Consider the following 23,552-nt stretch of genomic DNA (forward strand, 5'->3'; position numbering starts at 1 on the left):
AAGGCTTTGCCTGAAGCGCAGTTGCGCTCAGCCCCAAGCCGCCAGAACGGTTATCTTTCGCCGTTGCGCAACCTACTGCCGGCTCTACCCTATGCCCCTGCTCGATTCCCTGAAAGCACTGTCCTGGCAGACGGCGCTGCCCCTGTTTCTGGTTGAGAACCTGCTGGTGCTGCTGCTGGCCGTGGGCTTCGGGTACCTGCTCCAATGGCTGTTTGGCAAGGGCCAGGCGTTGGGGCCGCTCTATCACCCGGTCAGCCGCCAGGAAATGTGGCTGGCTGCCTGCACCCTGCTCCTCAACACCTGCATCACCTACGCGGGCTTCTGGCTGTGGCAGCAGGGCCTTATCCTGATCCGGACGGACGTTTCCTACCGCTTTATCCTCGATTTCCTGGTTTTGTTTCTGGGCATGGACCTAGCCATGTACGTGTTCCACTACCTTATTCACCACTCGGTGCTCTACCGCTGGGTGCACGGCCTGCACCACCACTACACCAGCCCCCAGCCCATCGACCTGTTTGTGCTCCACCCCATCGAAACGGTGGGCTTCGGCGGGCTCTGGCTGCTGCTGATGTACGTGTACCCGGCCAGCTTTGCGGCCATTGTGGCCTACCTCACCGTGAACGTCCTGTTTGGGGTACTGGGCCACTGCGGCGTCGAGCCGTTTCCGGCTTCCTGGGCCCGCCACCCCCTGCTCAAGCACCTGGGCTCCTCCGGCTTCCACTTCCAGCACCACCAGCACGACACCTACAACTTCGGCTTCTATACCTCCCTCTGGGACCGGCTGTTTGGTACGTATGCGAGTAGCCTCACCCCCGGCCCCTCTCCCGTGGAGAGGGGAGCCTGACGCGCTGCCCTGCGCAGCTTCTTCGGCTCGCGCCTGCGAAGCCGCTACCAACTGATGGTAGTGCATCTATGCATTAATACGACAAGACCTCGGCTGGTAAGCCGAGGTCTTGTTTTGTCAGGCTCCCCTCTCCACGGGAGAGGGGCCGGGGGTGCGGCCACCCGGCCCATTCCCCTATTTTCCACCCCCATTCCTAATTACTAATTAAAAAATGGCTTACCCCGACTTCTTCGTCCGTTGGCAGAGCCGCCGGCCATATCCGCTACCTCCTTCCCGCCTACAAGGCCCCGGGTATTGGGCAGACAAAACTTTCATTGCCAAATGCAACCAATCCCAACCCAGCCCGGTCAGCCACTTCACCGGAGGGAAACGCCCCCAATCCTGGCCCCCCGAGCTGGCCCAGCAGATGCAGGCCCTGCTCGACACCCTGCAGCAGGCAGGCCAGCCGCTGACTACGGCCCAGGTAGCCGCCCGCTTCAGGCGCCTCAAAGCCGAGAAGGTGCAGCCCCTGCTGGCTACCCTGGCCGCCCTGAGCCTTGTGCGGCAAACGGCCGACGGGGCTTACAGCTTGTAGCCAACTTCTTCTGCCTATTTCTTCTGCCTAACCCAAACCGCCAACCCTATGCCCAGACCCGCTACTCCTCGCTTACGGACCACCCTAGGGCTGCTGACCGGGCTGTTGGCCGGCCACGGCGCCGCGGCTCAAACCGCGCCCGCCTGGACCAGTGCCTACGCAACCGGCGTACCGATGGGCGCCACCGACACGCGCATAATGGACGCCGACGGCAATGTGTATGAGGTCGGCCTCTTCGGCAGCCAGGTTTCCTTAGGCTATTCCTCCACGGGCAGTTCCACCACGCTCAGCACCAAGGGTGGCTGGGATGGCTACCTGGCCAAGTATACGCCTACGGGCACCCTGGCCTGGGTGCACCAGTTTGGCTCGGCCGGCACCGACCGTGCCAATGGCGTGGCCGTGGATGCCGCGGGCAACGTCTACGTGACGGGCTCCTTTCAGCACGCCATCGAGCTGGACAAGGGCCAGACGCTGGACGCGGGCTCCTACCCCGGCGAAAAAACCTTCGTGGCCCGCTACGACGCGCAGGGCACCCTTAGCTGGGCCCGGCAGAGCGACACGCCCCCCTCGTACCCTATCAACTGCCCGCCCGGCAGTATGGGCGAATCCGTGAGTCTGGATGCGGAGGGCAACGTGGTTGTAACCGGCGGGTACATCTCGCCTGATGGCATCAGCTTCGGGGGCCAGCAGTTGGCCCCCATCTCGAATCTTACGACGCCCTACGTCACGTTTTCAGTTCGCCTCTCCGCCGCCACGGGTGCCGTGCAGACCCTGCGGAACGTCTTTTACTCCGACCGCGCTACCGGCGCCGGCGTCATCTATTTCCCCCAGCTGCTGAATGCCCCCAATGGAGGCCAGTATATAGTCACCAACTACCTGATGGCCCCGTCGTTCGAAACGGGCAAGTCGCTGCCAGCACCTAAGAGCGTTCAGGTACTGGTGGCCAGGTACAATGCCGCTGGCCAGCTGGAATGGGCCCGCACGTTTGGCGGCGCCGACTATAGTTTCCTGGGGCAGGCTGCTACCGACGCGGCCGGCAACCTGTACATTAACGGCACATTCAGAGAGTCGCTGCACTTTGCCTCCACCAACGTCACGGGCGGCGGCGACAACGACGGCTTCCTGGTCAAGTACTCGCCCCAGGGCACTGAGCAGTGGGTGCAGACCGTCGTCAGCCCCGAAGACGACATGCTTTATGGCTTATACGTTGATGCGGGCGGCAATTCGTACGTCACTGGTGCCTTCAGCAGCCAGGCCCGCGTGGGGTCGGCTACGCTTACCTCCGCCGGCAACAAGGATGTATTGGTAGCAGCCTACTCTCCGCAGGGGCAGCTGCGCTGGGTGCAGCAGGCCGGCGGCCCCGGGCAGGACTGGGGCATGCGGGTGAGTGCATCGGCGCAGGGCCGCCTGCGCGTGTTCGGCCAAGCTTGTTATTACCTCTCGTTCGGGCCGGATTTTGACCCCATCCAGGGAGATTATGTAGGCTTTATGGCCGAAATAGGAATTACTGCGTTGGCTGCCCTACCTACCCAGCCTGCCCGTCCCTTGCCGCAGGGCATGTACCCCAACCCCGCCACCGACCAGGTACGCCTGCCTGGCTTGCCCACCGGCACCCGCGTGCAGCTGCTCGACGCGCTGGGCCGGATAGCCCACGAAACCACGGTTTCGGCCGCTGCCCAGGTATCGGTACTGGGCCTGGCGCCGGGCCTTTACACGCTCCGCGCCACCGATAAGCAAGGCCTGCAGTACGCTGCCCGCCTGGCAGTAGAGTAGCCTGCTCTGGCCCTCTCAGAAGCCTAAGAAACGCAGGGCGGCGCGAAGCGTTCCTCCTCTTTTCAACCAGCTGTCGGCGTAAACTAAGGAGGGGTGGCCGAAGGCCGGGGTGGTTCGTCGTTGACCAAGTTATTGGCCGGAGCTGTGCAGCCCTGACCACCCTCAGTCTGGTGCGGCAAACGCCGGAAGGCACTTACACTCTCTGATCAATCCGTCTTTAACTATTCCCTGCTATGCCCATACGTGCGCTTCTTCCTGCTCTTTCGCTTGTTGTTATGTTGCTGGCCAGTCTGTGGCCTGTCCACCAGGCCGCGGCTCAAGCAGCGCCCTCCTGGGAAAGCGCCCGTTTGGTAGGCCTCGGCTCCCTCAGCGTTGATAAAGTGTTTGACGCGGCGGGCAACCTGTACGATGCAGGCTACTTCACTGAAACCATTACGATTGGCGGCACCACCCTGAAGAGTAAGGGCGCTATCGATGTGTACCTGGCTAAATTCTCCCCCACCGGTGCCTTGCTGTGGGTACGCCAGCTAGGCACGGCTAACGATGAGCTTATTTATGGCATTTGTCTTGATGCTGCCAACAACGTCTATCTCACCGGTACATTCACGGCTTCATTAGACTTGGGCAATGGGGTCAAGCTCACCGGCAACTCCAACCCGTATAATTTCTTCGCCTTCGTGCTGCGTTATTCCTCCCAGGGAATTGCCGAGTGGGCCCAGCAAAACTCTTCTAATGATTATGCCGCTGCCTTTGCCAATAAGGCAAGCGTCGATGCCGCCGGCAACGTGGTCGTGATAGGGCTGTTTAGCGCGAGCTTAACCATCGACAACGCCACTATTACCACTTCCCCCTTTACTACTGCTTTCTTTCTTGCCACGTTTTCCTCTTCCGGGGTGCTACAGTCTTTGGTGCGGGTTGTAGAGTATCCCTCGCTTCCCTCCCCTGTGCTCAACGTCGTGTACATACCAACGGCGGTAGTAGCAAAAGCCGGTGCTGTGTATATAGTTTGTCAATATGCGGGCGGCCCTGTGTTTGATACAGGCACTACGTTCGAATCCGAGGGCGTTAACGATATTTTTGTAGCCAAATACACCACCTCGGGTAGTTTGGAATGGGTGCAGAAGTTTGGCGGGCCTTCCATTGACATTGCTTGGGAAGCCCAGGTTGATGAGGCCGGCAACGTATATATAGCAGGCTACTTTGAAGATTCGATAAGCGCGGGCGACATTACGCTCACCAGCAACGGACAACAAGATGGCTTCCTGGCTAAATATTCGCCCCAGGGTAAACCGCTCTGGGTACGTTCCTTTGGCAGCAGTGGCATAGATGCTGCACTAGGCTTAGAACTGGATGCAGCCGGCAACCCATTTATAACCGGTCAGTTTCAAGGCGAGGTGGCGTTTCCTCCTTTCTCGGTCACTACCCCTGGCACCAACGCCCTGGTGGCTGCATACACGCCGCAGGGTGTGGTGCGGTGGGTGCAGTCGGCAGGAGGCAATGGACAAGTCGCTGCCGGGTCCATAGGATTTGACAAACAAGGCGACATACTGGTAGTCGGCTCGTGCTACGGGGAGTGCTCGATTGGTTCCACTACGCTCACGTCTTGGGATGCCTATGGTGGAATTTTCGTTGCCCGCCTGCGCAACAACCTGCCCTTGGCCACTGCCGCTGCCCTGCCGCTGCCCCAGGGGCTGTACCCCAACCCCGCTACCAACCTGGTGCACCTACCCGGCCTGCCCACCGGCACAAACGTACAGGTGGTGGACGCGCTTGGCCGCATAGTGCGCCAAGCCCCTCTGTCCCCTGCCACTACCATCTCAGTGCAGGGCCTGGCCCCTGCCCTCTATATCCTGCGCGCTACCACTGCCCAAGGCCAGAAGTTTGCCGGCCGTGTGGTGGTGGAGTAACAAGTCCCCAAAGCCAGGAAACCAAGTCATCAAGCTCCTCCGCTTCTCTTTCGGATAATGCGCATAAAGCATTTACGGGGTTGGGGCTGCGGTGCCCTTCCTCACCGAGCTGGCTCAGCAGGCGCAAATTCTGCTGGCCACCCTCAGCCTCATCCGCCACACCGAGGAGGGCTACACGCTGTAGAGACGCGAATACGCGTCTCGTCGTTGAACGATGCAGCTATAAAAAGCCGGTTCTCTCAATGAGAACCGGCTTTTTTAAGGTATCTTATTCCCTGTACCACCAGCCGCTTATCGTATGTCCCGGCCCTTTCCACCGCTCACTCAGCGCCGTCTGCGCCACCTGATTCGCAAGCAGCAGCGCTTCGCCCTGACTACCCGCGAATTTCGGGAGCTATACCTGCTGGGCTTCGGCGTGGAGGAAGAAATCCTGTCCAAGTACGCGGCATCTTACGCTGCCACCTACGACCCCAGCTACGGCGCCACCTACGTTATCTGAGCAGTCGCCCCGCAACGTTGCGCACTGGCCACCAGCTATACGAACCAAAACGGCCGCCCCGGAATCCGGAGCGGCCGTTTGTATTTTTCCGCAGTGGCGGGTCAAGGGTGCCTAAAGAGTGGGTAAATAGTGCCTATATCCAAAAGCCCCCTTTCGGCCAACAGCGCTAATCCAACCGAATAAGACAAAACCTGTCCTGCTTCTTTACAGTGTTTTGGTTTCCTTGCTCAGGTTGCCGGGCCGGTCGGTGGCCGAGATGGTAATTTTGTCGCCCGCCAAGGAGGCGTTGGCTTTGGTGGCGGTGAAGGTCCAGTCCAGGCCGTTGGCTTCCTGCACGGCGGCACCTTCTTCAACCAGCGTCCCGTCGCCGTTCTCGATGCGCACCGTCACGGCCTGCACCCGGAAGTCGTCCGTCACGCGCACCCGCAGCTTATCACCAATCTTGCCGTTGTAGCGGCTTAGGTCGATTTCGTGGATATCGGGAGCCTGCATAAAGTCGGCTACGGCAATGGCGTAGGCACTCACGGTATGGTCTTCGGGGCGAACCGCCTCGTAAGCCGCCTTGCCTTCGGGCGTCGCTACCGCGGCTTTAGCGTAGAGGGCCGCCTGCTGAAACCGCTCCTGGTGCGCCAGCTGCCGGGCCGTAGGGGCCTTGTCCGACTCCTGGGGTGCCGCCGACACTATGGTTCGGTCGCCCACCTGCCGGAATACCAGCGTGCCGCCGATGGTGCCGCTCAGCCCCTGGGTGATGATGTTGTTCTTAACGCGTGCCATAATGGGAAAGGGTTAAGGGTGAAACTGAGCCCTTAACGCCCTGTCTTTATGCAGTATTGCGGGGTAGTATAGATACTTTTCGCCGCTCCGATCAGTCCGGCAGCGCATATCCGCCATGCAGAGCAGGTAGCGCATCAAGCCAGCGACGAAGCAGCTCGCGTGTAGACGTTGCAGCAGTAATCCGACATCAGCCCGCGAGGTGCTGCGCGCTGCATGACGAGCTGCCCGCGCTGCTCCCTCGCCATATCCACCCATCAATTCCTATCTTCCGCCAAACTTTACCCTCCTCCCCTATGCCCGAAGAACAGCAAGGCCACTTTCAGCGCGCCATTACCCTCTTTGACGCCATCATGATTGTGACCGGGAGCATGATTGGCTCCGGTATTTTTATCGTCTCGGCTGATATTGCCCGGCAGGTGGGCAGCAGCGGCTGGCTGCTGGTAGTCTGGCTGCTCACGGGCGTTATCACCCTGGCCGGGGCCGTGAGCTACGGGGAGCTGGCCTCCATGTTCCCCAAGGTAGGCGGGCAGTACGTGTACCTGCGCGAAGCCTTCGGCCGCCTCACCGCCTTTCTCTACGGCTGGACGCTGTTTCTCGTGATTCAGACCGGCGTAATTGCCGCCGTGGCCGTGGCCTTCGCCAAGTTTACCGGCGTGCTGGTGCCCTGGTTTTCGGTGAAGAACGTGCTGTTCCGCCTCGGGCCGTTTGACTTCAGCAGCGTGCAGCTCCTGGCCATTATCCTGATTGTCGCCATTACGGCCCTCAACGCCCAGGGCGTGCGCACCGGCAAGCTCATTCAGAACGTGCTGGGCTCCACCAAGCTGGTAGCCCTGGCCCTGCTCATCATCGGCGGGCTGGTGCTGGGCATGAACGCCGAAGCCGTGCAGGCCAACTTCGCCGATCTGTGGACGGCTACCCGCTACCCGGCTCCCGGCGTGTCGGCCTCACCTCTGCCCCTGAATTTGTCGGGCCTGGTTTTCGCCATCGGCATGGCCATGACCGGCTCCCTCTTCTCCTCCGACTCCTGGAACAACATCGGCTTCGCGGGGGAGGAAATCGTGAACCCCGAGCGGACGCTGGTGCGCAGCATGGCCATCGGCACGGGCATCGTCACGGTCCTCTACATTCTGGTGAACATCGTGTACCTGCTGGCGCTGCCTCTGGTAGGCTCCCCGGAGGCTACTACCCTGGCCGGCCGCGGCATTCAGTACGCCACCGACGACCGGGTAGCCACCGCCATTGCCGAGCAGGTGCTGGGGCCGGCCGGCGCCATCGTTATGGCCGTGCTCATCATGCTCAGCACCTTCGGGGCCAACAACGGTATCATCCTGAGCGGGGCCCGCGCCTACTACGCCATGGCCAAGGACGGCCTGTTCTTTTCCGGCCTGGCCCGGCTGAACGCGGCCGGAGTGCCGGCCCGGGCCCTATGGGTGCAGTGCCTGTGGGCTAGTCTGCTGTGCCTGAGCGGCTCCTACGGGCAGCTGCTCAACTACGTCATGTTCTCGGTGATTCTGTTCTACGTCGTCACCATCGTCGGCATCTTCGTGCTGCGCCGCACCCGGCCCGAGGCCCCGCGCCCCTACCGCGCCTGGGGTTACCCCCTGGTGCCGGGCATCTACATCGTACTGGCTTCGCTATTCTGCATCATCCTGCTCATTGCCCCCGACACGGCCGAGTACTCGCGCTACGGACTGCTGCTAGTGGCCCTGGGTGTGCCGGTGTACTTCATCTTCCGCAGCCGCCTGGGCGGTACGCCGGCTGCCTAGCCGGACCTCCCAGGTCCTGATAGCCTCACCCCCGGCCCCCTTCCCTCGCTTGATGCGCGACATCGCAGAGAGGGGGCCAGGCGCCAGGCCTACGCGGATTCTTTGGCTGGCGCCACGAACCCGCTACCATCCTTGCAGCTTAATTAATACGCTAGCCTTCGGTACGGCCACATACAACAACGCCCCAGCTGAAAAGCCGGGGCGTTGTTTGTTTAAAAAGACTATCAACAGCTTGTCCTAATTGGTAGCGGGTTCGTGGCGCCAGCCAAAGAACCCGCGTAGGCCTGGCGCCTGGCTTTCCCTCTCCGCGATGTCGCGCATCAAGCGAGGGAAGGGGGCCGGGGATGAGACCCTACCGGCGGCGGCGCTTGGCGCCGTCCTTGGGCAGCAGCGTCACGTTCACGGCCTGGCCGGTGCGGGCGCGCGTTACCTGGTCATTGTAGCCGCCGTAGCCGTAGGTGAGCGTGTTTTCGCCTACCGGTACCTCAATGGTATAGTTGCCGTTGGCATCGGTGCTGGCAATTTTCTTCGAGCCGTTCAGGAACACGGTGGCCCCAGCCATGGGTTGCCCGTTTTCATCCAGCACGCGGCCTTTCAGGTTGGTCGTAGCAGGTGCTTCCTCCACGGCCGGAGCCGGCGCGGCCGCTACCGGTGCTTCCTCTACCGCAGCAGCTGCCGGCGCGGCGGCCTCTGTGGCCGGGGCGGCTACCGTAGCTGCCGTAGCTACGGCCGGAGCAGCGGGTTTGGTGGTTGTCGTGGTTTTGGTGACGGTCTTGGTAGCCGGGTCGGCCGCGTCGGCTTCTTCCTCCGTAGCTACGGCCTCGACCGGCTTTTCGGCGGTACCCGTCACGCTGGCTTCCCCATCGAGCAGCACGGCGCCGGCAAAAGAAGAAGACGTACCATCAGCTTTCTTGGTAGTGCCGGGGGCGAAGGCAATGCCCAGCCCGGCCAGCAGCAGCACCGCGCCCACAATGAGGCCAAGGCGCGTATTGCCCGCAGACAGGGCCCGCTCTTCCTCTTCCCAGGCAGCGTTATCGTTTTCGTAAGGGTTCTGGCTCATACGCAGTAGCAAGAGGTTTTGGGGTGGATTAGAAAAGGTTAGTTGTTCAGCTCGAAGCAGTGTATTTCCGGGGCGGCGGAGGCCCGGTGGAAATTTCAGTTGCTAAATATATTTTGTCTGCGGGTGATAATCCTAATTTTTTTTCAATCGACTGTTTTCCTGCCTCAGCCTATTGTGCTACTCTTCACGACAGGAGGCGTTTTTGAGGGTTGCTGCGCGGGCTGCGCGTCACCCGGAAATACAAAAAACCCCGCTCAGAGTACTGAGCGGGGTCGGCCACGCTTGCGGGCAGGACAATTTTGTGCGGCAAGGGCTTAGTCGTGGGCGGGCTTGGCCGGGCCTGAGGGGGCGGCTTCGCCAAAGTCCTGGTCCCGGGTTCGGATAGAGCTGCCCATCTCATTGCTGCCTTCCACCGCAAACCCAGGGCCCTGGTTCTGCTCGCTCACGCTGGCCGTGCCGTGGTCGTTGCCGCCCTGCGGGGTGGTTTCGTTGCCGCCGATGTGCAGGTTCTCCAGCTGGTCTTTCTGGTTGTTGCGCTGGTCGTAGCCATTAGCCCCGATGTTGCGCTGGGCCGAAGGGTCACTCGACTGTTTTTCGTTGCTTTGGTCTTCCTTGAACTCGCGCTCCTTTTCCAGCTGCTCGTTGTGAGCGGATTTGTTCTCGGAGGCGGGCACGTTCTCGTTCTGGTTGGTGGGCGTTGCCATAGTCGTCGGTTTTTCGGTGTGAAGGGTACTGCTTCTTCCTACGCGGGCGGCGCGGCATGGTTGGCGGCCCCGGAACCATCCGGCCCCGGCCTGGTTTGCGTATGGCTGGGGCGGCGGTTTTCTGCCGACCTTTGCCGGTAGCCGGCCATGTCCTTCCTTTTCCGCCCTCTCGCCTTTTCTCTCCGCGCTTTATGCACCTAGTCATCATCGGCAACGGCATTGCGGGCGTAACGTGCGCCCAAACGGCGCGGCGGCTCCAGCCCGAGGCTCGCATTACGCTGGTTTCTTCGGAAAGCCCGCACCACTTCTCGCGCCCGGCCCTCATGTACCTCTACATGGGCCATATGCGCTGGCCCGATGTGAAGCCCTTCGAGGACTGGTACTGGGCCGAAAACCGCCTGGAGCTTATCCACGACCACGCCACCGCCATCGACGCAAAGCAGCAGCAGGTGCACCTGGCGGCCGGCCCGCCCCTCACCTACGACGCGCTGCTGCTGGCCACCGGCGCCACCACCCGCTACTACGGCTGGCCCGGTCAGCACCTGCAGGGCGTGCAGGGCCTCGTCTCGAAAGCCGATGTGGAGCTGATGGCCGCCTGTACCCCAGGGGTGCAGCAGGCCGTGGTAGTCGGCGGTGGCCTCATTGGCGTGGAGCTGGCCGAGATGCTGGGCGCCCGTCGGGTGGCCGTTACCTTGCTGGTGCGCGATGCCCACTACTGGGGCTCGGTGCTGCCTGCCGAGGAAGCCGCCCTGGTAGCTGCCGAGCTGCGCCGCCATGGCGTGCAGGTGCAGTACGGCACCGAGCTAACCGAAATCCTGGGCGACGACGCGGGTCGGGTGCGGGCCGTGCGCACCTCGGCCGGCCAGGAGCTGCCCGCACAGTGGGTGGGTATTGCCACGGGCGTGCAGCCCAACCTTGGGCTGGCAGCTGGCACGGGCATTGAAACCGACCGGGGCATCCTGGTGGATGAGCGGCTGCAAACCTCCGTGCCGGGCATCTACGCGGCGGGTGACTGTGCCCAGCGCCGCCAGCCCCCGCCCGGCGAGGCGGCCATTGAGCCCCTCTGGTACACCGGCCGCATGCAGGGCGAAACCGTGGCGCACACCATCTGCGGGCAGCCCACCCCCTACCGGCGCGGCCCCTGGTTTAACTCCGCCAAGTTCTTCGACCTCGAATACCAGACCTACGGACAGGTGCCCGCCCGCCCCGAGGCCGGCCAGGCCAGCTTCTGGTGGCAGCACCCCACCCGGGCCCTCGGCCTGCGCCTTCACTACCGCCTCGACGACCACCTAACCCTGCTTGGCCTGAACACAATGGGGTTGCGTTTGCGCCATGAAATCTGCGACGGTTGGCTGCGCCAGGGCGCGTCGGTGCGGCACGCCCTGGAGCACCTGGGAGCGGCCAACTTCGACCCGGAATTCTTTCCGCAGCACGAGGCTGCCATCGTGGCCGCCTTCAACCAACAGCAGCCCGAGTTGGCGCCGCTGGTGCTGCGCCGCCGCAAGGGCCTGCTGGTCCACCTGCTTTCCCTATAACTCTGCCTATGCCCGACAAACCCGACCTCCGCAAGCTCTACCACCCTACCGCCTTCAACGCCTGGCAGTTTATTGCCTTAGTGGGCGTGCTCATGAGCCTGGGTGCCCAGCTTATCCTGTCCCTGCTGCACCACCCCCGCCCGGATGGCTTTCACTGGCTCTACGTATGCTGGGCCGCGCTTTTCGTGCTGGGCACCATCAGCAACTTCACCAGCAAGCCCGGCGGCCACCACCATCATCATTAGCAATGGCTGGATGCTAGCCTCCCGAACGTCATTTCGAGCATGTGGCGCATCAAGCCAGTGACCGAGGAAGCTCGCTGGTGTGGTAATTACCTAACCGTCATGCAGATCGGAGACGAAGCATCTCGCGGGTGTGGTATATCCTTAAGTTGACTACCACTGCAACATCAGCACGCGAGATGCTTCGCTCTGCTCTGCATGACGTGCTGAAATATGCTCAGCATGACCGCCTGGCCCCAACGCTATACCAACTGAACCATTATGACTACCTCTACGATCTTCTCCTCTCCCCAACCCCTGGCCCAGCCTGTACACGATACCCCAATGGCGGAGCGGGGCTGGCTGGCGGCTGTGGCGCTGGGGCTGCTGGCCTTGCTGGTAGCAGCGGCGGCCCCGGAAGGGCTGTGCGGGCCGGCCTTCTGGCTCGGGCTGGGGGCGCTGAGTGCGGGCACGCTGGGCTGGAGCCGGTACAAGTTCGGGCGCGGGCCGGCCGGCGTGCGGCACAATAACCTGTGGGCACGCGCCAGCACGGCCCGGGGCGCGGTGGCCTGGGTGACGGGTCTGGTGCTCACGGGTTTCTACGTGGTGCTTTACTGGTGGCCGCAGTACCTCGAAAACCTTATCCGTCCGCTCGACGGGCTTAGCCACGCTTTGCGGCAAAAGCCGGCCGACCAGTGGTTTCTGTACGGCACCTTCTACACGCTGGCCGTGCTGTTGATGGGCGGCCGGGCACTGTACAAGTACCGCCACTCGCCCTACCAGCGGGTGCGCACGGTATCGGTCGTATTTTTCCAGCTGGGCTTTGCCTGGCTGCTGCCGGGGCTGCTGCTGGCTCTCCAGAAGCCGGAGTTCTACTTCAGCTATTTCTGGCCCCTCAAGTACGACTACCTCTTCCCCGGCACCGTGGACTACCTCGTGCGCGACGGGCAAGCGCTGGGCGTGTTTATGGTGTTCTGGGGCGCGGTGATGTCGTTCGTGGCCACGCCGGTGCTCACGTACTTCTTCGGGAAGCGCTGGTACTGCTCCTGGGTGTGCGGCTGCGGGGGCCTGGCCGAAACTGCCGGCGACCCGTACCGCCACCTCTCCGACAAAAGCCGGGCCGCCTGGCGCTGGGAAGTGCGCCTCATCTACCCTATTCTGGGCTTCATTGTGCTGGTGACGGCGCTGCTGTGGCTGGGCGCGGCGGGGCTGCTGCCGGGCTGGTTTACGTCTTCGCACAGTTCAGGGCTGCCGCTGGTGGACGGGCTGAGCCCGGTGGAGGGCCTGAGCAAAGTCTACGGTTTTTTTATCGGCTCTATTTTCTCGGGCGTTATCGGGGTGGGCTTCTACCCTATTCTGGGTAACCGGGTGTGGTGCCGCTTCGGTTGCCCCATGGCGGCCTACCTGGGGCTGCTGCAGAAGCACTTTTCCCGCTTCCGGATTAGCACCAACGGCGGCCAGTGCATCAGCTGCGGCAACTGCTCCAACGTGTGCGAAATGGGCATCGACGTAAAGCAGTATGCTCAGCGCGGGGAGCCCATCATCCGGGCCGCGTGCGTGGGCTGCGGCCTGTGCAGCACAGCCTGCCCCCGCGGCGTGCTCAACCTGGAAAACGGTCCGCGCGAAGGCCGTTACCAGGCCTCGGCGTTGATTTCGGCGGAAAGCCTGCGGATACTGGAGTAATTGCACGGCCTACTTTTCTTTATTGGCATGACTTATCCTACACTTCTATTTTCTGCTATCCTGCTATTGGCGGCCGGCTGTTCCGTCCGCACCCCAAGCAGCACCTTTGCGGGTAAGTACAGCACAACTACAGGGCAACGGGTTATTCTAGGTACCGGCCCTAACAACTACCGGGGCTATCCTGACGACCGGGTTCTGCAATTCAACTTCCAGACTACAACCTGTTCCTTTGGTCAGGTAAAGCCTCCCCGCAAAGCAGCCCAAGAAGCCAAGCAGATATTTGCGCCAGGCATCGTACGGGTTAACGACACACTGGGAATAGATGAGGCCGAAATTCCCAACTGGGAGTGGCTCCAGTATCTGCTACGCCAGGAGCAGGCTGGTGCAACAACGGCCCCGCTATTACCCCTCTCCTCGGCCTTGCCCAGTCCCAATTATTTTTCTAATCCGTTTTACCGCTACTATCCAGTGGTAGGCATCAGCTACGAGCAGGCGGTTGCCTTCTGCCGCTGGCGCAGTCAGTTAGTCACCTCCAGCTTCAATCAGAGCAGCGTAAAATCGGTTGACAGCCTGTCGGCGGACTACGTGCGCTTCACGTTTAGGCTGCCCACGGAAGCGGAATGGGAGCTGGCGGCACTCGCTAACCGAGGGCTGCCCTACAGCACTTCCTGTACCGAGCTTCCCCTCGTCGTTAACCCCAGCGCAGCCGCCTACCTGAAAAAACGGTCAGGCAGCGCCATTGACGCTAAACAAATCACGGCCGATATCAAGCAGTACAACCAAAGGAACCCTCTGCGCTCCTGGATTAACTACCGGCAGATCCAACCGTACTTTCTACAGCTTCAATCTCCTGGCTATGTCTATCAAGGCCCACCAAACGACTATGGCCTCTATCAACAATTAGGCAACGCGGCCGAAATGGTGCAGGAACGGGGCGTGACCAAGGGCGGCAGCTACCTCGACCCGCTGGAAGCCTGCACCGTTAAAGCGCGGGGAGTTTACAACGGGCCGGCTCCGCACATCGGCTTTCGGTGCGTAGCAGAAGTAACCTACCCTAACCGCAAGTAACTCATTACCGCAAAAATGCCAGCAGTGCCGCCTGAAACTTGGCTGGGGCTTCGAGGTGCGAGGGCAGCTGAATAACTATCGGTCAAATTGCAACGGGGTAGCTAATATTGTATGGCATTTATTTCGATGAACATTACACGTTGCATAAATTAGTAAGATGAATACCCTATCCTTATTCCAAAGACAAATTATTGGTACGCTACTGTTAATGCTAGTATGTGCTTCGTGCACTTTACAATATACTACTCAGAGAAGCCCATCCGCAAAAATCCCAGGCACACGTAGCTTATTCTCGGCGTTGCCCTACAAACCGGCTAACCAGCCGGCTCTAATGTTTCCCTTCCCTGACTATCAAGGGCGGCGTGATAATAGTGTGCTCCGCGGGGCGTGGTGGTTTTATGCAGATACAGCCACGAGGGGAGTGTATACGCGCTGGTTTGCAACCTATCCAGCAAGAGCGCCCAATGCTATAAAACCGGCCAGCATGATGTTTTTACGCAATATTCCCTTCGGGGTGGATGCGGCAGAAACCTCTAATATGGAATGGCAGCATTTTCTCAACGTCCTCGCTATTGACTCTGGTGCGGCTACGGTGCGCCGATATTTACCATCAACAGCGGCTCAACCGCACCCCCAGTACTTCACTGACCCTTTTTATCGTTTTTACCCAGTAGTAGGCATTTCCCGGGAACAGGCACTAGGCTACTGCCATTGGCGCAGCGCTGTGCTCTCCGTAGTTTACAATCATCTTCTTGACGCAAAGTATCCCACGTCAGCCCCGCACGCGGTACGGTTCAATATACGGCTACCCACTGAGCAAGAATGGGAGTACGCCGCCGGTGGCTTATCCCCGTACCCACATGGTATGGCGGCGCCTAAGCGTCGTATAAAGGTTATCCCAGCCGCAGCATCGTACTTGAAATATCGGGGGCGTCTCTCCGCTAGCACAGCCAAGATTAAGCAGGATATCAAGCGCTATAACCAGACTAAACCCGTAATTACTTGGTTGGTTAGCCAACGGGAACTGCCTTATTTTCTACGTTCTAATACCCCTGAATATATATGGGGTACTTTTGCATACCTCGGGCTTTATCATATGCTTGGCAACGTTGCCGAACTGGTACAAGAACCCGGCATAACGAAGGGAGGCAGCTACCTTGATAAGCTGGAAGATTGTACTGTGAAAGCCCGTGGCACCTACACTGGCCCTGCCCCAACCGTGGGGTTTCGCTGTGCCTGTGATGGGAACCTGCCACTTGAGCAGTAGGCTTCCGGTCCATCTTTTTTCTAAGAGCCCTCAGCGCAAAAACGCCAGTAGGGCCGCCTGAAACTTCGTTGGCGCCTCCAGGTGCGGAATGTGCCCTATGCCCGGCAGCGGTACGAGTTTAGCGCCTTTGATTAGAGCGGCGGTGCGACGGCCCAACTCGGGGTACTGGCCCATAGCAGCCAGCGTTTTGGGGTCTTTGACAAGGCTTTTGCCTACCACCGTGCGGTCGTCCTGCCCGATGATGAGCAGCGTGGGCACCAGCACCCGGCTGAACTCGTAGCTCACCGGCTGCTGATAGATCATGTCGAAGGTAAGAGCATTGGCGCGGGCTACCTGCGGAAAATCGGGGTGGCGGGTCTGGGCGGCCAGGGGTAGCAGCCACTCGTCGTGGGCTGCAGGGTAGCCGTGGGGGTAGTAGGTAGCGTGATACTTGCGGATGCTGGCCTCGGTGCTTTTTAGCTCGGTGGCTTCGGCCTGGGCAATGGTTTGGTAGGGCACGCCCACGCGGTAGTCTTCCAGCCCGATCGGGTTTTCGAGCACCAGCTTCTCCGTGGCTTCCGGGTACAGGAGGGCAAAACGCGTAGCCAGCATCCCGCCCATGCTGTGCCCCACCACCACAGCCCGGCGCACGCCCAGCGTATCGAGCAGGTGGCGGGTGTTCTGAGCCAGTTGGTGGAAAGAGTAGTGAATGTCCGGCTTATCGGACTTGCCAAAGCCCACCTGGTCGGGCACTACCACCCGGAAACCTTTCGCCGTCAGGGTCTTGATGGTTTCGCGCCAATACGCCCCAAAGAAGTTCTTGCCGTGCAGCAGCACTACGGTGCGGCCATTGGCCTTGACTGTTGCTGGCACATCCATGTAGGCCATGCGCACGGGCTTTCCTTCCAGCTTCAGCGGCAGGTAGCTTACTGGAAAAGGATACGCGTAGCCATCCAGTGTGGCATTGAGCACGGCGGGCGTAGCGGCAGTTTGAGCCGAAGCAGCCAGTACTAGCAGGCTGCAGACCAGGGTCAGAAAGAAACGAATCATGCGCGACGGGCGAAATGGAACGGGTTGCGTGTACGCAGATTCGATCCGAAGGTCAGGCGGTTAGGCCTGCTGCAGCTCCTGTAGTACCCGCTTGGCTTCGCTTACGTGGTCGGTAGCGCGGTTCATGGAGTTGAAAATATACTGCACCACCCCGTTTTTGTCAATCACGAAGGTGACGCGCCCGGGCAGAATACCCAGCAGGGCGCGGGGCACTTCGTAGAGCTTACGCACCCGGCCGCCCTCGTCGGCCAGCAGCGGGAAGGGCAGGCGGTGCTTTTCGGTGAACTTCTGGTGCGAGGCCTCGGAGTCGGAGCTGATGCCCACTACCTCGGCGCCCAGATCCTGAAAATCCTGGTACTGGTCGCGAAACGAGCAGGCCTGCGCCGTGCAGCCGGGCGTATCGTCTTTGGGATAGAAGTACAGCACCACGGCGCGGCCGCGCTGCTCCTGCAGGCGGAAGGTGGCGCCGGCAGTGGTTTTCAGGGTGAAGTCGGGAGCGGGCTGGCCTACGTTGAGCATAGTACTGGCGGAGGAAAGTGTTGGGAGAATCTGCTTTCAACCCGCCGGCCCGCGAAAGGTTGCGCATAGTCCTGCATCTTTACGGCCTCATCGGTTTTCCCTTCCGCCCGCATGACCGTTATCGACGTCATCATTCCCGCCTACAACGAGCAGCAGTCCATTGCCCGGGTACTGGCCGAAATCCCGGCCGGGCTGGTGCGCGAGGTGGTGGTGGTGGATAACAACTCCACCGACGACACCGGGGCCGTGGCCCGGGCGGCCGGGGCCACCGTGGTGCGGGAAGCGCGCCCCGGCTACGGCTTTGCCTGCCTGGCCGGCATGGCCCACTGCTTTGCCCGCCCGGTGGCGGAGCAGGCCGACGTCATCGTGTTCGTGGATGGGGACTACTCCGACTACCCCGAGGAAATGCCCCGGCTGGTGGCCCCCATTCTGCGCGGGGAGGCCGATCTGGTGATTGGCTCCCGGGCCCTGGGCCAGCGCGAAGCCGGGGCCATGCTGCCCCAGCAGATCTTCGGCAACTGGCTGGCCACGTCCCTGCTACGCCGCCTCTACGGGGCCCGGTTCACGGACCTGGGGCCGTTCCGGGCAATCCGCCGGGAGGCGCTCCAACGTATCGGGATGCAGGATCAGACCTACGGCTGGACGGTGGAAATGCAGCTGAAGGCGGCCCGCCTGGGGCTGCGCAGCGTAGAAGTGCCCGTACGCTACCGCCGCCGCATCGGCACCAGCAAGGTGTCGGGCACGGTGAAGGGCACGCTGGGCGCAGGCTACAAAATCCTCTGGACCATCTTCCGCTACTGGCGTAGCTGAAGCTCGCGAAGCGCAGCTGGCCTGCGCTTCGCAAAGGCTGTGCTCTATTGCAAACCTGCTGATCTATCCATTTACCCAATCAATTATTACCATCTGATTTTAAATCATCTATGACTTCAATTACAATACCGGCAACCGCTTTTTAAACTACCTGTCTTCCCGAATGGAAATTGCGTTGGTGATACTGTATGGCGCGTGCCTGCTCTTCATGCTGGGCTTCAGCCTCTCGCAGTTTCACCTTACCCGGCTGGCTCGCCGGGCCTACCGCGCCGGCCTTCGTCCTGAGCCCGCCGCCCCTGCGCAGTGGCCCCACGTGACGGTGCAACTGCCCGTCTACAACGAGCTGTACGTGGTGGAGCGACTCATCGACGCGGCGGCGGCTTTCGACTACCCCACCGACCGGCTGCACCTGCAGGTGCTGGACGATGGCACCGACGAATCGGTGGCGGTGGCGGCGGCCCGCGTGGCCCATTACCGCGCCCAGGGCCTGCGTATCGACCACGTGCGGCGCCCCAATCGGATAGGCTTCAAGGCCGGTGCCCTGGCTTACGGCCTCACCCTCACTGACGGGGAGTTCATAGCCATCTTCGACGCCGACTTTCTCCCTGAGCCGGATTTTCTACGGCGCACCGTTCCGTATTTCTCCCAGCCCGACGTGGGCGTGGTGCAAACCCGCTGGGGCCACCTCAATGAAGGCTTTTCCCTGCTGACCGAGCTGCAGGCCTTTGCCCTGAACGCGCACTTTCTGGTGGAGCAGGTGGGCCGGGCGGCTGGCGGACACTTTCTCAACTTCAACGGCACCGGGGGCGTGTGGCGCCGCACCTGCATTGAGGATGCGGGCGGCTGGCACTCGGATACGCTCACCGAAGATTTGGATCTGAGCTACCGCGCCCAACTGCGCCGCTGGCGCATCGAGTACCTGCCCCAGGTGGTGGCCCCGGCCGAGCTGCCCGCCGCCATGGACGCCGTGAAGTCGCAGCAGTTTCGCTGGAACAAGGGCGCTGCCGAAACCGCCCGCAAGCACTTGGCCCGGGTATGGCGCTCTAACGCGTCGGCTGCCACCAGGCTGCACGCCACCTTTCACTTGCTGAACAGCAGCGTATTTACGGTGATTCTGCTCATGGCTTTGTTGAGCGTGCCATTGGTGTTCATCAAGCACCGTACGCCCGCGCTGCGGCCCGTGTTCAACCTGGCCTCGGTGTTCCTACTCACGCTGCTGCCGCTGGTGTACTACTACTACACGGCCTGGCAGCATACGCCAGGTCGCATGGGCCGCCGGGGTTTCGGCGGCCGGTTCCTGCTGTTTCTGGCCGTGTCAATGGGCTTCTCGCTGCATAATGCGCAGGCGGTCTTGCTGGGGCTGCTGGGACGGCAGTCGGCCTTTATCCGCACACCCAAGCTCGGCGCGGTAAGCGCCGGGGCCGGCTGGCTGCGCCGCCGCTACCGCACCGGCTCCCTCGATGCCCTCACCTGGCTCGAAGGCGTGCTGGCCGGATACTTTCTGTTTGGGCTGGGCGCGGGCGTGTATCTGCGGGAGTTCGGGCTGCTGCCGTTTCACTTGCTGCTGGCGGTGGGCTTCGGGCTGGTGTTCGGGTACTCGGTGCAGCACAACCGCCGCCCCATATGAGCGCCCGGCGCACGATTTGGGTGAGCACGGCGCTGGTGCTGACAGCGGGCGCCTACGCGGGGCTGGCCTACGCCACCCCGCGCCCGCACACCGTGCAGCTGCTGGGGCTGCTGGCCGTGGCGTTTGCGGGGTACGGTGCCCTACTCTGGGCGCGGGTGCCGCTGGGGCTGGGGCTGGCCGCCGCCCTGCTGCTGCGGCTGCTCTGGCTGCCGGCCCCCCCCGCCCTCTCCGACGACTTCTACCGCTTCCGCTGGGACGGCCTGCTCGTGGCCAACGGCTACAACCCCTTCCGCTTCCGGCCCGATGAGCTGGTGGCTCCCACACCGGCAGCTTCCCTCCCACCAGCCCTGGCCGCGCAGCTGCGGCAGCTGTACTCGCAGCTCAACTCCCCGCACTACTACTCCGTGTACCCGCCGGTTTGTCAGGGGGCCTTTGCTCTGGGTGCCAGGCTGTTTCCTGATTCAGAGCAAGGCTTTGTGCTGGTGCTGCGGCTGCTGGTGCTGGCGGCGGAAGCAGCTACCACGCTCCTGCTGCTTTGGCTGCTGCGGCAGCTGCGCCTGCCCCGCACCCAGGCCCTATGGTACCTGCTGCACCCGCTGGTAGTAGTGGAGCTGACCGGAAACCTGCACTTTGAGGCGCTGGTCATTGCTCTGCTCCTAGGCGCCGGGGCCCTGCTGCTGCGGGACCGGTGGCAGGCGTCGGCGGGAATATTGGGGGTGGCGGTGGCTACCAAGCTGCTGCCGCTGGTGGCCCTACCCCTGCTGGTGCGCCGGCTGGGCTGGCGGCGGGCTGTGGCTTACGGCGCCGTGTGCGGCCTCACGGTGCTGGCTTTGTTCAGCCCGTTTCTCACGACTGAGCTACTGCAGAACATCGGGCGCAGCCTGGGGCTGTACTTCCGCACCTTCGAGTTCAATGCCAGCTTCTACTACCTGGCGCGGGCGCTGGGCTACTGGTATTGGGGCTACAATAAGATTGCGCTGATTGGGCCGGCGTTGGCGGGTGCAGGGGCCCTGGGCATCCTGGTGCTGGCCTGGCGCGAAAGGCTGCCGCTATCCGGGGCCGCACTGCCCCGCACGCTGCTGCTGGTGCTTACGCTGTATTACCTGCTGGCCACGGTGGTGCATCCCTGGTACCTCACCCCGCTGCTGGCCCTGAGCGTGTTCACGCGCTTTCGGTTTGCGCTGGTGTGGGGCGCACTGGTCACCCTCTCCTACGCCACTTATCAAACCAGCAGCTACCGCGAAAACCCCTGGCTGCTGGCGCTGGAATACACCGTGGTGCTGGGAGTGCTGCTGCTGGAAAAACCCTGGCGGCCGGAAGAGCCGTTGCAGGACTGATCTTTCCACGACCACCCTCACCACACTGAAGCGCCACCTACCCGCTCCGAAAGTTCCCTTTAGGCGCCTGCCCTGATCATTGCCTCTTCCTGGACCGCTCCCGCCGCGCCCGAAAGGTCGGCTTACGTCTCCGAAGTACCGCCTGCAGCCCCCGAAGCTGAGAACATAGCTAAGGAAAGACCTTCGGGAGCGAAGGAAAGAGCCTAGGCTGCCCCGGCAGAACCTTCGGGAGCTGCTGACAGAGCTTAGGGAGCAGCAGAAGCAACTTCGGCTGCTACGGATGCGGGTTCGGGAGGTACCGACGGAGCTTCAGGAGGTGCCGACACCTCTTTGGTTGCAACAGGCAGGGGTTTGGAAGCCGCCGGCTTCGGCTACGGTAACGCATCAAACCACTTCGCGCACATCAGGGCGGTGGCAGGCGTGTGAACATGGCAGCTCGCGCCTCTCAATGCTGCCAGTAGGCGTAGCGGCGCACCTGCCGGAGGGTGAGGCTGCGGCCGTCCCAGGTGGTTTGGCGCAGCAGTACGTGGGGATACCGGCGGGCAAACCAGTAGCGGTTTTGCCTGGTGCTATCCAGCTGCACCCGCACCTGCCAGGCGGCTTCCGGGGTATCGGTGGGGGCGGCGGGCCCCACGCTGATGCGGGCTTGGTAGACTACCGGCGGGGCAGCTTTGCTGGTTTGCAGCAGCTCGCACACCGGCACCGTGAAGGCGGGCTGCCGGGCAAAGTGCAGGCTGCGCAGCGTGTACGGTAGCCCATCCTCAAACAGCATAGCTCCGGCCAGGTGGCGCGTGCCGGCTCCCTGCCCGTCCCAGTACGAGTTGTAGGTTTGCGCATACCCTGCAGCCTCGGCGGTAAGGGCCTTGAAGGTGGCGCCGCACCATTCCTGCGACGACGTGGTGAGCTTGTGCAGCTGGGTGGGCTGCTCGCGCCGGAAAAACAGGGACGTAAGGAAGTGGTAGGGGTAGTTGTCGGTGGGGATGCGGCAAAACTGGTTCACCTTCATCACCGGAAACAGGTCAGGGCGCTGGTAGTCGTCGGTTTTGGCGTTGAACTCCCGGTTGAAGTCCTCCTTCACGGTGATGAGTGTGTACTCAAACTGCCGCGGCTTCTGGTAGATGGTGCGCTCGGCCGCATAGGTAGCCACTTCGGCCAGGCCATCATCCCACCACTTATTCTGCGCCCAGCCGACATCGAAATGCTGCGTTACCTGCAGGGGCAGTGTAGCGGCTGGTTGGCTGACTTCCGGCTGGGGCGTGCAGGCGGCCGTGAGCCCCAGAATGCTAAGACACAGAGCCTGGCCAGTAAAACGATAACGCGGAAACAGGAAAGCAGGTACCATAGGGCAGAATTTTCAGGCCGACGGATTTCTCCAGCGGGCCAGGTCGGCGGCGGTGTCCACGTCGTGCAGCTCGGGCAGCAGGTGCACGCGCAGCCCGAGCCCAGCGGCGTCGCGCAGGGTTTCGGCCCGTACAGTGGCAGTGCTCCAGGGCTTGTCGGCAAACAGTTCGGGGTAGAGCCGGGTCAGGCCCAGCAGGTAGTAGCCGCCATCAGCCGCCGGGCCCAGCACCACGTCGTGGGTGCGGAGGGCTTCCAGCGCCGTCTGCAGATGCGCGGTTGTGAGGCCGGGGCAGTCGGTGCCGATGATGAGCACGCGCCCGGCACCCTGGGCAAAGGCGTGGGCGAAGGCCGCGTGCATGCGGGCGCCCAAGTCGCCGGGCGGCTGAAGCTGCAACTCGTAATCGGTCCAACTTTCGCTCAGGTCGGCAGTAGGGCCGGGCGCGACCAGCCACACAGTTTTGGCCACCGGCAGCGGAGCAGCCACGGCTTGGGTATGGATTAGCAGCTCCTGGTACACGGCCAGAGCCGCCGCCGGGCCGATGTCGGCGGCCAGGCGCGTTTTTACTTTGCCCAGCTCGGGGTAGCGCGCAAACACCAGCAGATGGCCGGGGGCGCTACTCATACGTGGGCACCCCGCGCTTAAGCCAGGGCCTCCACACCACCGAGTACGGATGCACCTGGTTGGTGGGGCCCTGGGCATTTACCACTTCGTGCCCGTCGTTCACCCACTGGAACAAGCCGCCGTAGAGGTTGCGCACGTCCCGGAAGCCCTGCTCCCGCAGCCACGCGCCTACCTGCTCGCTCCGCGCCCCCACTGAGCAGTAGACCACTACCGGCCGGGTGCGGGGCACGGCGCTCAGGTCGGTTTCCCGGAAGGTGTTGAACTCCACGAACCGGGCCCCGGGCAGGTGGCTTACGCGGTACTCAGCGGCTCCGCGCGTATCAAGCAGCAGCACACCCTCAGGCTTGGTCTGCAGCAGGCTGGCTAGCTCCCCCGGCTGAATGTAGGGCACCGTGGGCTTGAACAGCAGCCGGAGCATGTGGTCGTAGGCCGACATAGAAGAGGAAGAAGAGCCGGGCGCTGACTGTCCGCAGGCGGTAAGTGAGCTGGCCAGCACCACGAGCAGCACCGCCGCCCACCGCTTGGGCTGTCGGAAGCCGGGCAGTAGCCGGGCAGACTTAAAAAAAACGTCAGACTCTGGCATCAGCAATGG

Annotated in this window: 22 protein-coding genes; 14 read left to right on the top strand and 8 right to left on the bottom strand. The window is 62.2% G+C overall.

Going from position 1 to position 23,552, the window contains the following annotated elements; genetic code table 11:
• The first annotated feature begins 91 nt into the window (after positions 1 to 91).
• The 5 genes from I5L79_RS08960 (at position 92) to I5L79_RS08980 (ending at position 5,597) form a co-directional block, all read left to right on the top strand.
• Positions 92 to 844, top strand: a complete 753-nt coding sequence (locus tag I5L79_RS08960) for a sterol desaturase family protein (RefSeq protein ID WP_196954697.1) — start codon at positions 92 to 94, stop codon at positions 842 to 844.
• Between the two features lie 211 nt (positions 845 to 1,055).
• On the top strand, positions 1,056 to 1,418 hold the full coding sequence (locus I5L79_RS08965; RefSeq protein WP_196954698.1) for a hypothetical protein: 363 nt from the start codon (positions 1,056 to 1,058) through the stop codon (positions 1,416 to 1,418).
• Positions 1,419 to 1,466: 48 nt separating this feature from the next.
• On the top strand, positions 1,467 to 3,191 hold the full coding sequence (locus I5L79_RS08970; protein ID WP_196954699.1) for a T9SS type A sorting domain-containing protein: 1,725 nt from the start codon (positions 1,467 to 1,469) through the stop codon (positions 3,189 to 3,191).
• Positions 3,192 to 3,424: 233 nt separating this feature from the next.
• Positions 3,425 to 5,098, top strand: coding sequence for a T9SS type A sorting domain-containing protein (locus I5L79_RS08975; RefSeq protein WP_196954700.1), 1,674 nt, complete (start codon positions 3,425 to 3,427; stop codon positions 5,096 to 5,098).
• Positions 5,099 to 5,396: 298 nt separating this feature from the next.
• Positions 5,397 to 5,597, top strand: coding sequence for a hypothetical protein (locus I5L79_RS08980; RefSeq protein WP_196954701.1), 201 nt, complete (start codon positions 5,397 to 5,399; stop codon positions 5,595 to 5,597).
• A 204-nt stretch (positions 5,598 to 5,801) separates the two neighbouring features.
• On the opposite strand, the gene I5L79_RS08985 is transcribed toward I5L79_RS08980, so the two are convergent.
• Positions 5,802 to 6,371, bottom strand: a complete 570-nt coding sequence (locus I5L79_RS08985) for an Ig-like domain-containing protein (protein ID WP_196954702.1) — start codon at positions 6,369 to 6,371, stop codon at positions 5,802 to 5,804.
• Between the two features lie 293 nt (positions 6,372 to 6,664).
• Here I5L79_RS08985 and I5L79_RS08990 point away from each other — a divergent pair, with 293 nt between their 5' ends.
• Positions 6,665 to 8,137 (top strand): APC family permease, encoded by a 1,473-nt coding sequence (locus I5L79_RS08990; protein WP_196954703.1) that lies wholly within the window; start codon positions 6,665 to 6,667, stop codon positions 8,135 to 8,137.
• A 352-nt stretch (positions 8,138 to 8,489) separates the two neighbouring features.
• On the opposite strand, the gene I5L79_RS08995 is transcribed toward I5L79_RS08990, so the two are convergent.
• Together I5L79_RS08995 and I5L79_RS09000 are read right to left on the bottom strand one after the other, a co-directional pair.
• Positions 8,490 to 9,197, bottom strand: coding sequence for a carboxypeptidase-like regulatory domain-containing protein (locus I5L79_RS08995; protein ID WP_196954704.1), 708 nt, complete (start codon positions 9,195 to 9,197; stop codon positions 8,490 to 8,492).
• A gap of 314 nt (positions 9,198 to 9,511) precedes the next feature.
• Positions 9,512 to 9,901 (bottom strand): hypothetical protein, encoded by a 390-nt coding sequence (locus tag I5L79_RS09000; RefSeq protein ID WP_196954705.1) that lies wholly within the window; start codon positions 9,899 to 9,901, stop codon positions 9,512 to 9,514.
• 191 nt (positions 9,902 to 10,092) lie between these two features.
• Between I5L79_RS09000 and I5L79_RS09005 the strand changes: the two genes are divergently transcribed.
• The 5 genes from I5L79_RS09005 to I5L79_RS09025 all read left to right on the top strand — a co-directional run bounded on the left by I5L79_RS09005 (position 10,093) and on the right by I5L79_RS09025 (position 15,675).
• Positions 10,093 to 11,436: an NAD(P)/FAD-dependent oxidoreductase gene (locus I5L79_RS09005; protein WP_196954706.1), complete on the top strand. Its 1,344-nt coding sequence runs from the start codon at positions 10,093 to 10,095 to the stop codon at positions 11,434 to 11,436.
• Positions 11,437 to 11,444: 8 nt separating this feature from the next.
• Positions 11,445 to 11,681, top strand: coding sequence for a hypothetical protein (locus I5L79_RS09010; protein ID WP_196954707.1), 237 nt, complete (start codon positions 11,445 to 11,447; stop codon positions 11,679 to 11,681).
• 258 nt (positions 11,682 to 11,939) lie between these two features.
• Complete coding sequence (locus I5L79_RS09015) at positions 11,940 to 13,340, top strand: 4Fe-4S binding protein (protein WP_231402998.1); 1,401 nt, start codon at positions 11,940 to 11,942, stop codon at positions 13,338 to 13,340.
• Between the two features lie 27 nt (positions 13,341 to 13,367).
• A complete protein-coding gene (locus I5L79_RS09020) occupies positions 13,368 to 14,408 on the top strand; it encodes a formylglycine-generating enzyme family protein (protein ID WP_196954708.1) in 1,041 nt (346 codons plus the stop codon).
• A gap of 421 nt (positions 14,409 to 14,829) precedes the next feature.
• Positions 14,830 to 15,675, top strand: a complete 846-nt coding sequence (locus I5L79_RS09025; RefSeq protein WP_196954709.1) for a formylglycine-generating enzyme family protein — start codon at positions 14,830 to 14,832, stop codon at positions 15,673 to 15,675.
• A gap of 30 nt (positions 15,676 to 15,705) precedes the next feature.
• On the opposite strand, the gene I5L79_RS09030 is transcribed toward I5L79_RS09025, so the two are convergent.
• Positions 15,706 to 16,704, bottom strand: a complete 999-nt coding sequence (locus I5L79_RS09030; RefSeq protein WP_196954710.1) for an alpha/beta fold hydrolase — start codon at positions 16,702 to 16,704, stop codon at positions 15,706 to 15,708.
• A 60-nt stretch (positions 16,705 to 16,764) separates the two neighbouring features.
• The gene (locus I5L79_RS09035; RefSeq protein ID WP_196954711.1) at positions 16,765 to 17,223 is read right to left on the bottom strand and encodes a peroxiredoxin; all 459 of its coding nucleotides are present in this window, start codon (positions 17,221 to 17,223) and stop codon (positions 16,765 to 16,767) included.
• A 111-nt stretch (positions 17,224 to 17,334) separates the two neighbouring features.
• Here I5L79_RS09035 and I5L79_RS09040 point away from each other — a divergent pair, with 111 nt between their 5' ends.
• The 3 genes from I5L79_RS09040 to I5L79_RS09050 all read left to right on the top strand — a co-directional run bounded on the left by I5L79_RS09040 (position 17,335) and on the right by I5L79_RS09050 (position 20,997).
• Entirely contained in the window at positions 17,335 to 18,033 is a 699-nt protein-coding gene (locus I5L79_RS09040; protein ID WP_196954712.1) for a glycosyltransferase family 2 protein, read from the top strand.
• A gap of 163 nt (positions 18,034 to 18,196) precedes the next feature.
• Entirely contained in the window at positions 18,197 to 19,660 is a 1,464-nt protein-coding gene (locus I5L79_RS09045; protein WP_196954713.1) for a cellulose synthase family protein, read from the top strand.
• A complete protein-coding gene (locus I5L79_RS09050) occupies positions 19,657 to 20,997 on the top strand; it encodes a glycosyltransferase 87 family protein (RefSeq protein ID WP_196954714.1) in 1,341 nt (446 codons plus the stop codon). Before I5L79_RS09045 ends, I5L79_RS09050 begins: the two co-directional genes overlap by 4 nt.
• Before the next feature lie 445 nt (positions 20,998 to 21,442).
• On the opposite strand, the gene I5L79_RS09055 is transcribed toward I5L79_RS09050, so the two are convergent.
• The 3 genes from I5L79_RS09055 to I5L79_RS09065 are packed head-to-tail and all read right to left on the bottom strand — an operon-like array spanning position 21,443 to position 23,543.
• A complete protein-coding gene (locus I5L79_RS09055; RefSeq protein WP_196954715.1) occupies positions 21,443 to 22,339 on the bottom strand; it encodes a hypothetical protein in 897 nt (298 codons plus the stop codon).
• Between the two features lie 12 nt (positions 22,340 to 22,351).
• Complete coding sequence (locus I5L79_RS09060) at positions 22,352 to 22,960, bottom strand: TIGR04282 family arsenosugar biosynthesis glycosyltransferase (RefSeq protein ID WP_196954716.1); 609 nt, start codon at positions 22,958 to 22,960, stop codon at positions 22,352 to 22,354.
• Positions 22,953 to 23,543 (bottom strand): rhodanese-like domain-containing protein, encoded by a 591-nt coding sequence (locus I5L79_RS09065; RefSeq protein ID WP_196954717.1) that lies wholly within the window; start codon positions 23,541 to 23,543, stop codon positions 22,953 to 22,955. The genes I5L79_RS09060 and I5L79_RS09065 overlap by 8 nt, the downstream gene beginning before the upstream one ends.
• Positions 23,544 to 23,552 lie beyond the last annotated feature (9 nt).

The organism is Hymenobacter guriensis, from assembly GCF_015773195.1.
Classification (GTDB): domain Bacteria; phylum Bacteroidota; class Bacteroidia; order Cytophagales; family Hymenobacteraceae; genus Hymenobacter; species Hymenobacter guriensis.

Bases quoted from the DNA above. Each gene is read 5' to 3' on its own strand.
- I5L79_RS08995 (WP_196954704.1), bottom strand. From the start codon at position 9,197: ATGAGCCAGAACCCTTACGAAAACGATAACGCTGCCTGGGAAGAGGAA.
- I5L79_RS09000 (WP_196954705.1), bottom strand. From the start codon at position 9,901: ATGGCAACGCCCACCAACCAGAACGAGAACGTGCCCGCCTCCGAGAAC.
- I5L79_RS08980 (WP_196954701.1), top strand. From the start codon at position 5,397: ATGTCCCGGCCCTTTCCACCGCTCACTCAGCGCCGTCTGCGCCACCTG.
- I5L79_RS09035 (WP_196954711.1), bottom strand. From the start codon at position 17,223: ATGCTCAACGTAGGCCAGCCCGCTCCCGACTTCACCCTGAAAACCACT.
- I5L79_RS08960 (WP_196954697.1), top strand. From the start codon at position 92: ATGCCCCTGCTCGATTCCCTGAAAGCACTGTCCTGGCAGACGGCGCTG.
- I5L79_RS09030 (WP_196954710.1), bottom strand. From the start codon at position 16,704: ATGATTCGTTTCTTTCTGACCCTGGTCTGCAGCCTGCTAGTACTGGCT.
- I5L79_RS08965 (WP_196954698.1), top strand. From the start codon at position 1,056: ATGGCTTACCCCGACTTCTTCGTCCGTTGGCAGAGCCGCCGGCCATAT.
- I5L79_RS09010 (WP_196954707.1), top strand. From the start codon at position 11,445: ATGCCCGACAAACCCGACCTCCGCAAGCTCTACCACCCTACCGCCTTC.
- I5L79_RS09020 (WP_196954708.1), top strand. From the start codon at position 13,368: ATGACTTATCCTACACTTCTATTTTCTGCTATCCTGCTATTGGCGGCC.
- I5L79_RS08985 (WP_196954702.1), bottom strand. From the start codon at position 6,371: ATGGCACGCGTTAAGAACAACATCATCACCCAGGGGCTGAGCGGCACC.
- I5L79_RS09060 (WP_196954716.1), bottom strand. From the start codon at position 22,960: ATGAGTAGCGCCCCCGGCCATCTGCTGGTGTTTGCGCGCTACCCCGAG.
- I5L79_RS09045 (WP_196954713.1), top strand. From the start codon at position 18,197: ATGGAAATTGCGTTGGTGATACTGTATGGCGCGTGCCTGCTCTTCATG.
- I5L79_RS09065 (WP_196954717.1), bottom strand. From the start codon at position 23,543: ATGCCAGAGTCTGACGTTTTTTTTAAGTCTGCCCGGCTACTGCCCGGC.
- I5L79_RS09015 (WP_231402998.1), top strand. From the start codon at position 11,940: ATGACTACCTCTACGATCTTCTCCTCTCCCCAACCCCTGGCCCAGCCT.
- I5L79_RS08975 (WP_196954700.1), top strand. From the start codon at position 3,425: ATGCCCATACGTGCGCTTCTTCCTGCTCTTTCGCTTGTTGTTATGTTG.
- I5L79_RS09055 (WP_196954715.1), bottom strand. From the start codon at position 22,339: ATGGTACCTGCTTTCCTGTTTCCGCGTTATCGTTTTACTGGCCAGGCT.
- I5L79_RS09005 (WP_196954706.1), top strand. From the start codon at position 10,093: ATGCACCTAGTCATCATCGGCAACGGCATTGCGGGCGTAACGTGCGCC.
- I5L79_RS08970 (WP_196954699.1), top strand. From the start codon at position 1,467: ATGCCCAGACCCGCTACTCCTCGCTTACGGACCACCCTAGGGCTGCTG.
- I5L79_RS09050 (WP_196954714.1), top strand. From the start codon at position 19,657: ATGAGCGCCCGGCGCACGATTTGGGTGAGCACGGCGCTGGTGCTGACA.
- I5L79_RS09040 (WP_196954712.1), top strand. From the start codon at position 17,335: ATGACCGTTATCGACGTCATCATTCCCGCCTACAACGAGCAGCAGTCC.
- I5L79_RS08990 (WP_196954703.1), top strand. From the start codon at position 6,665: ATGCCCGAAGAACAGCAAGGCCACTTTCAGCGCGCCATTACCCTCTTT.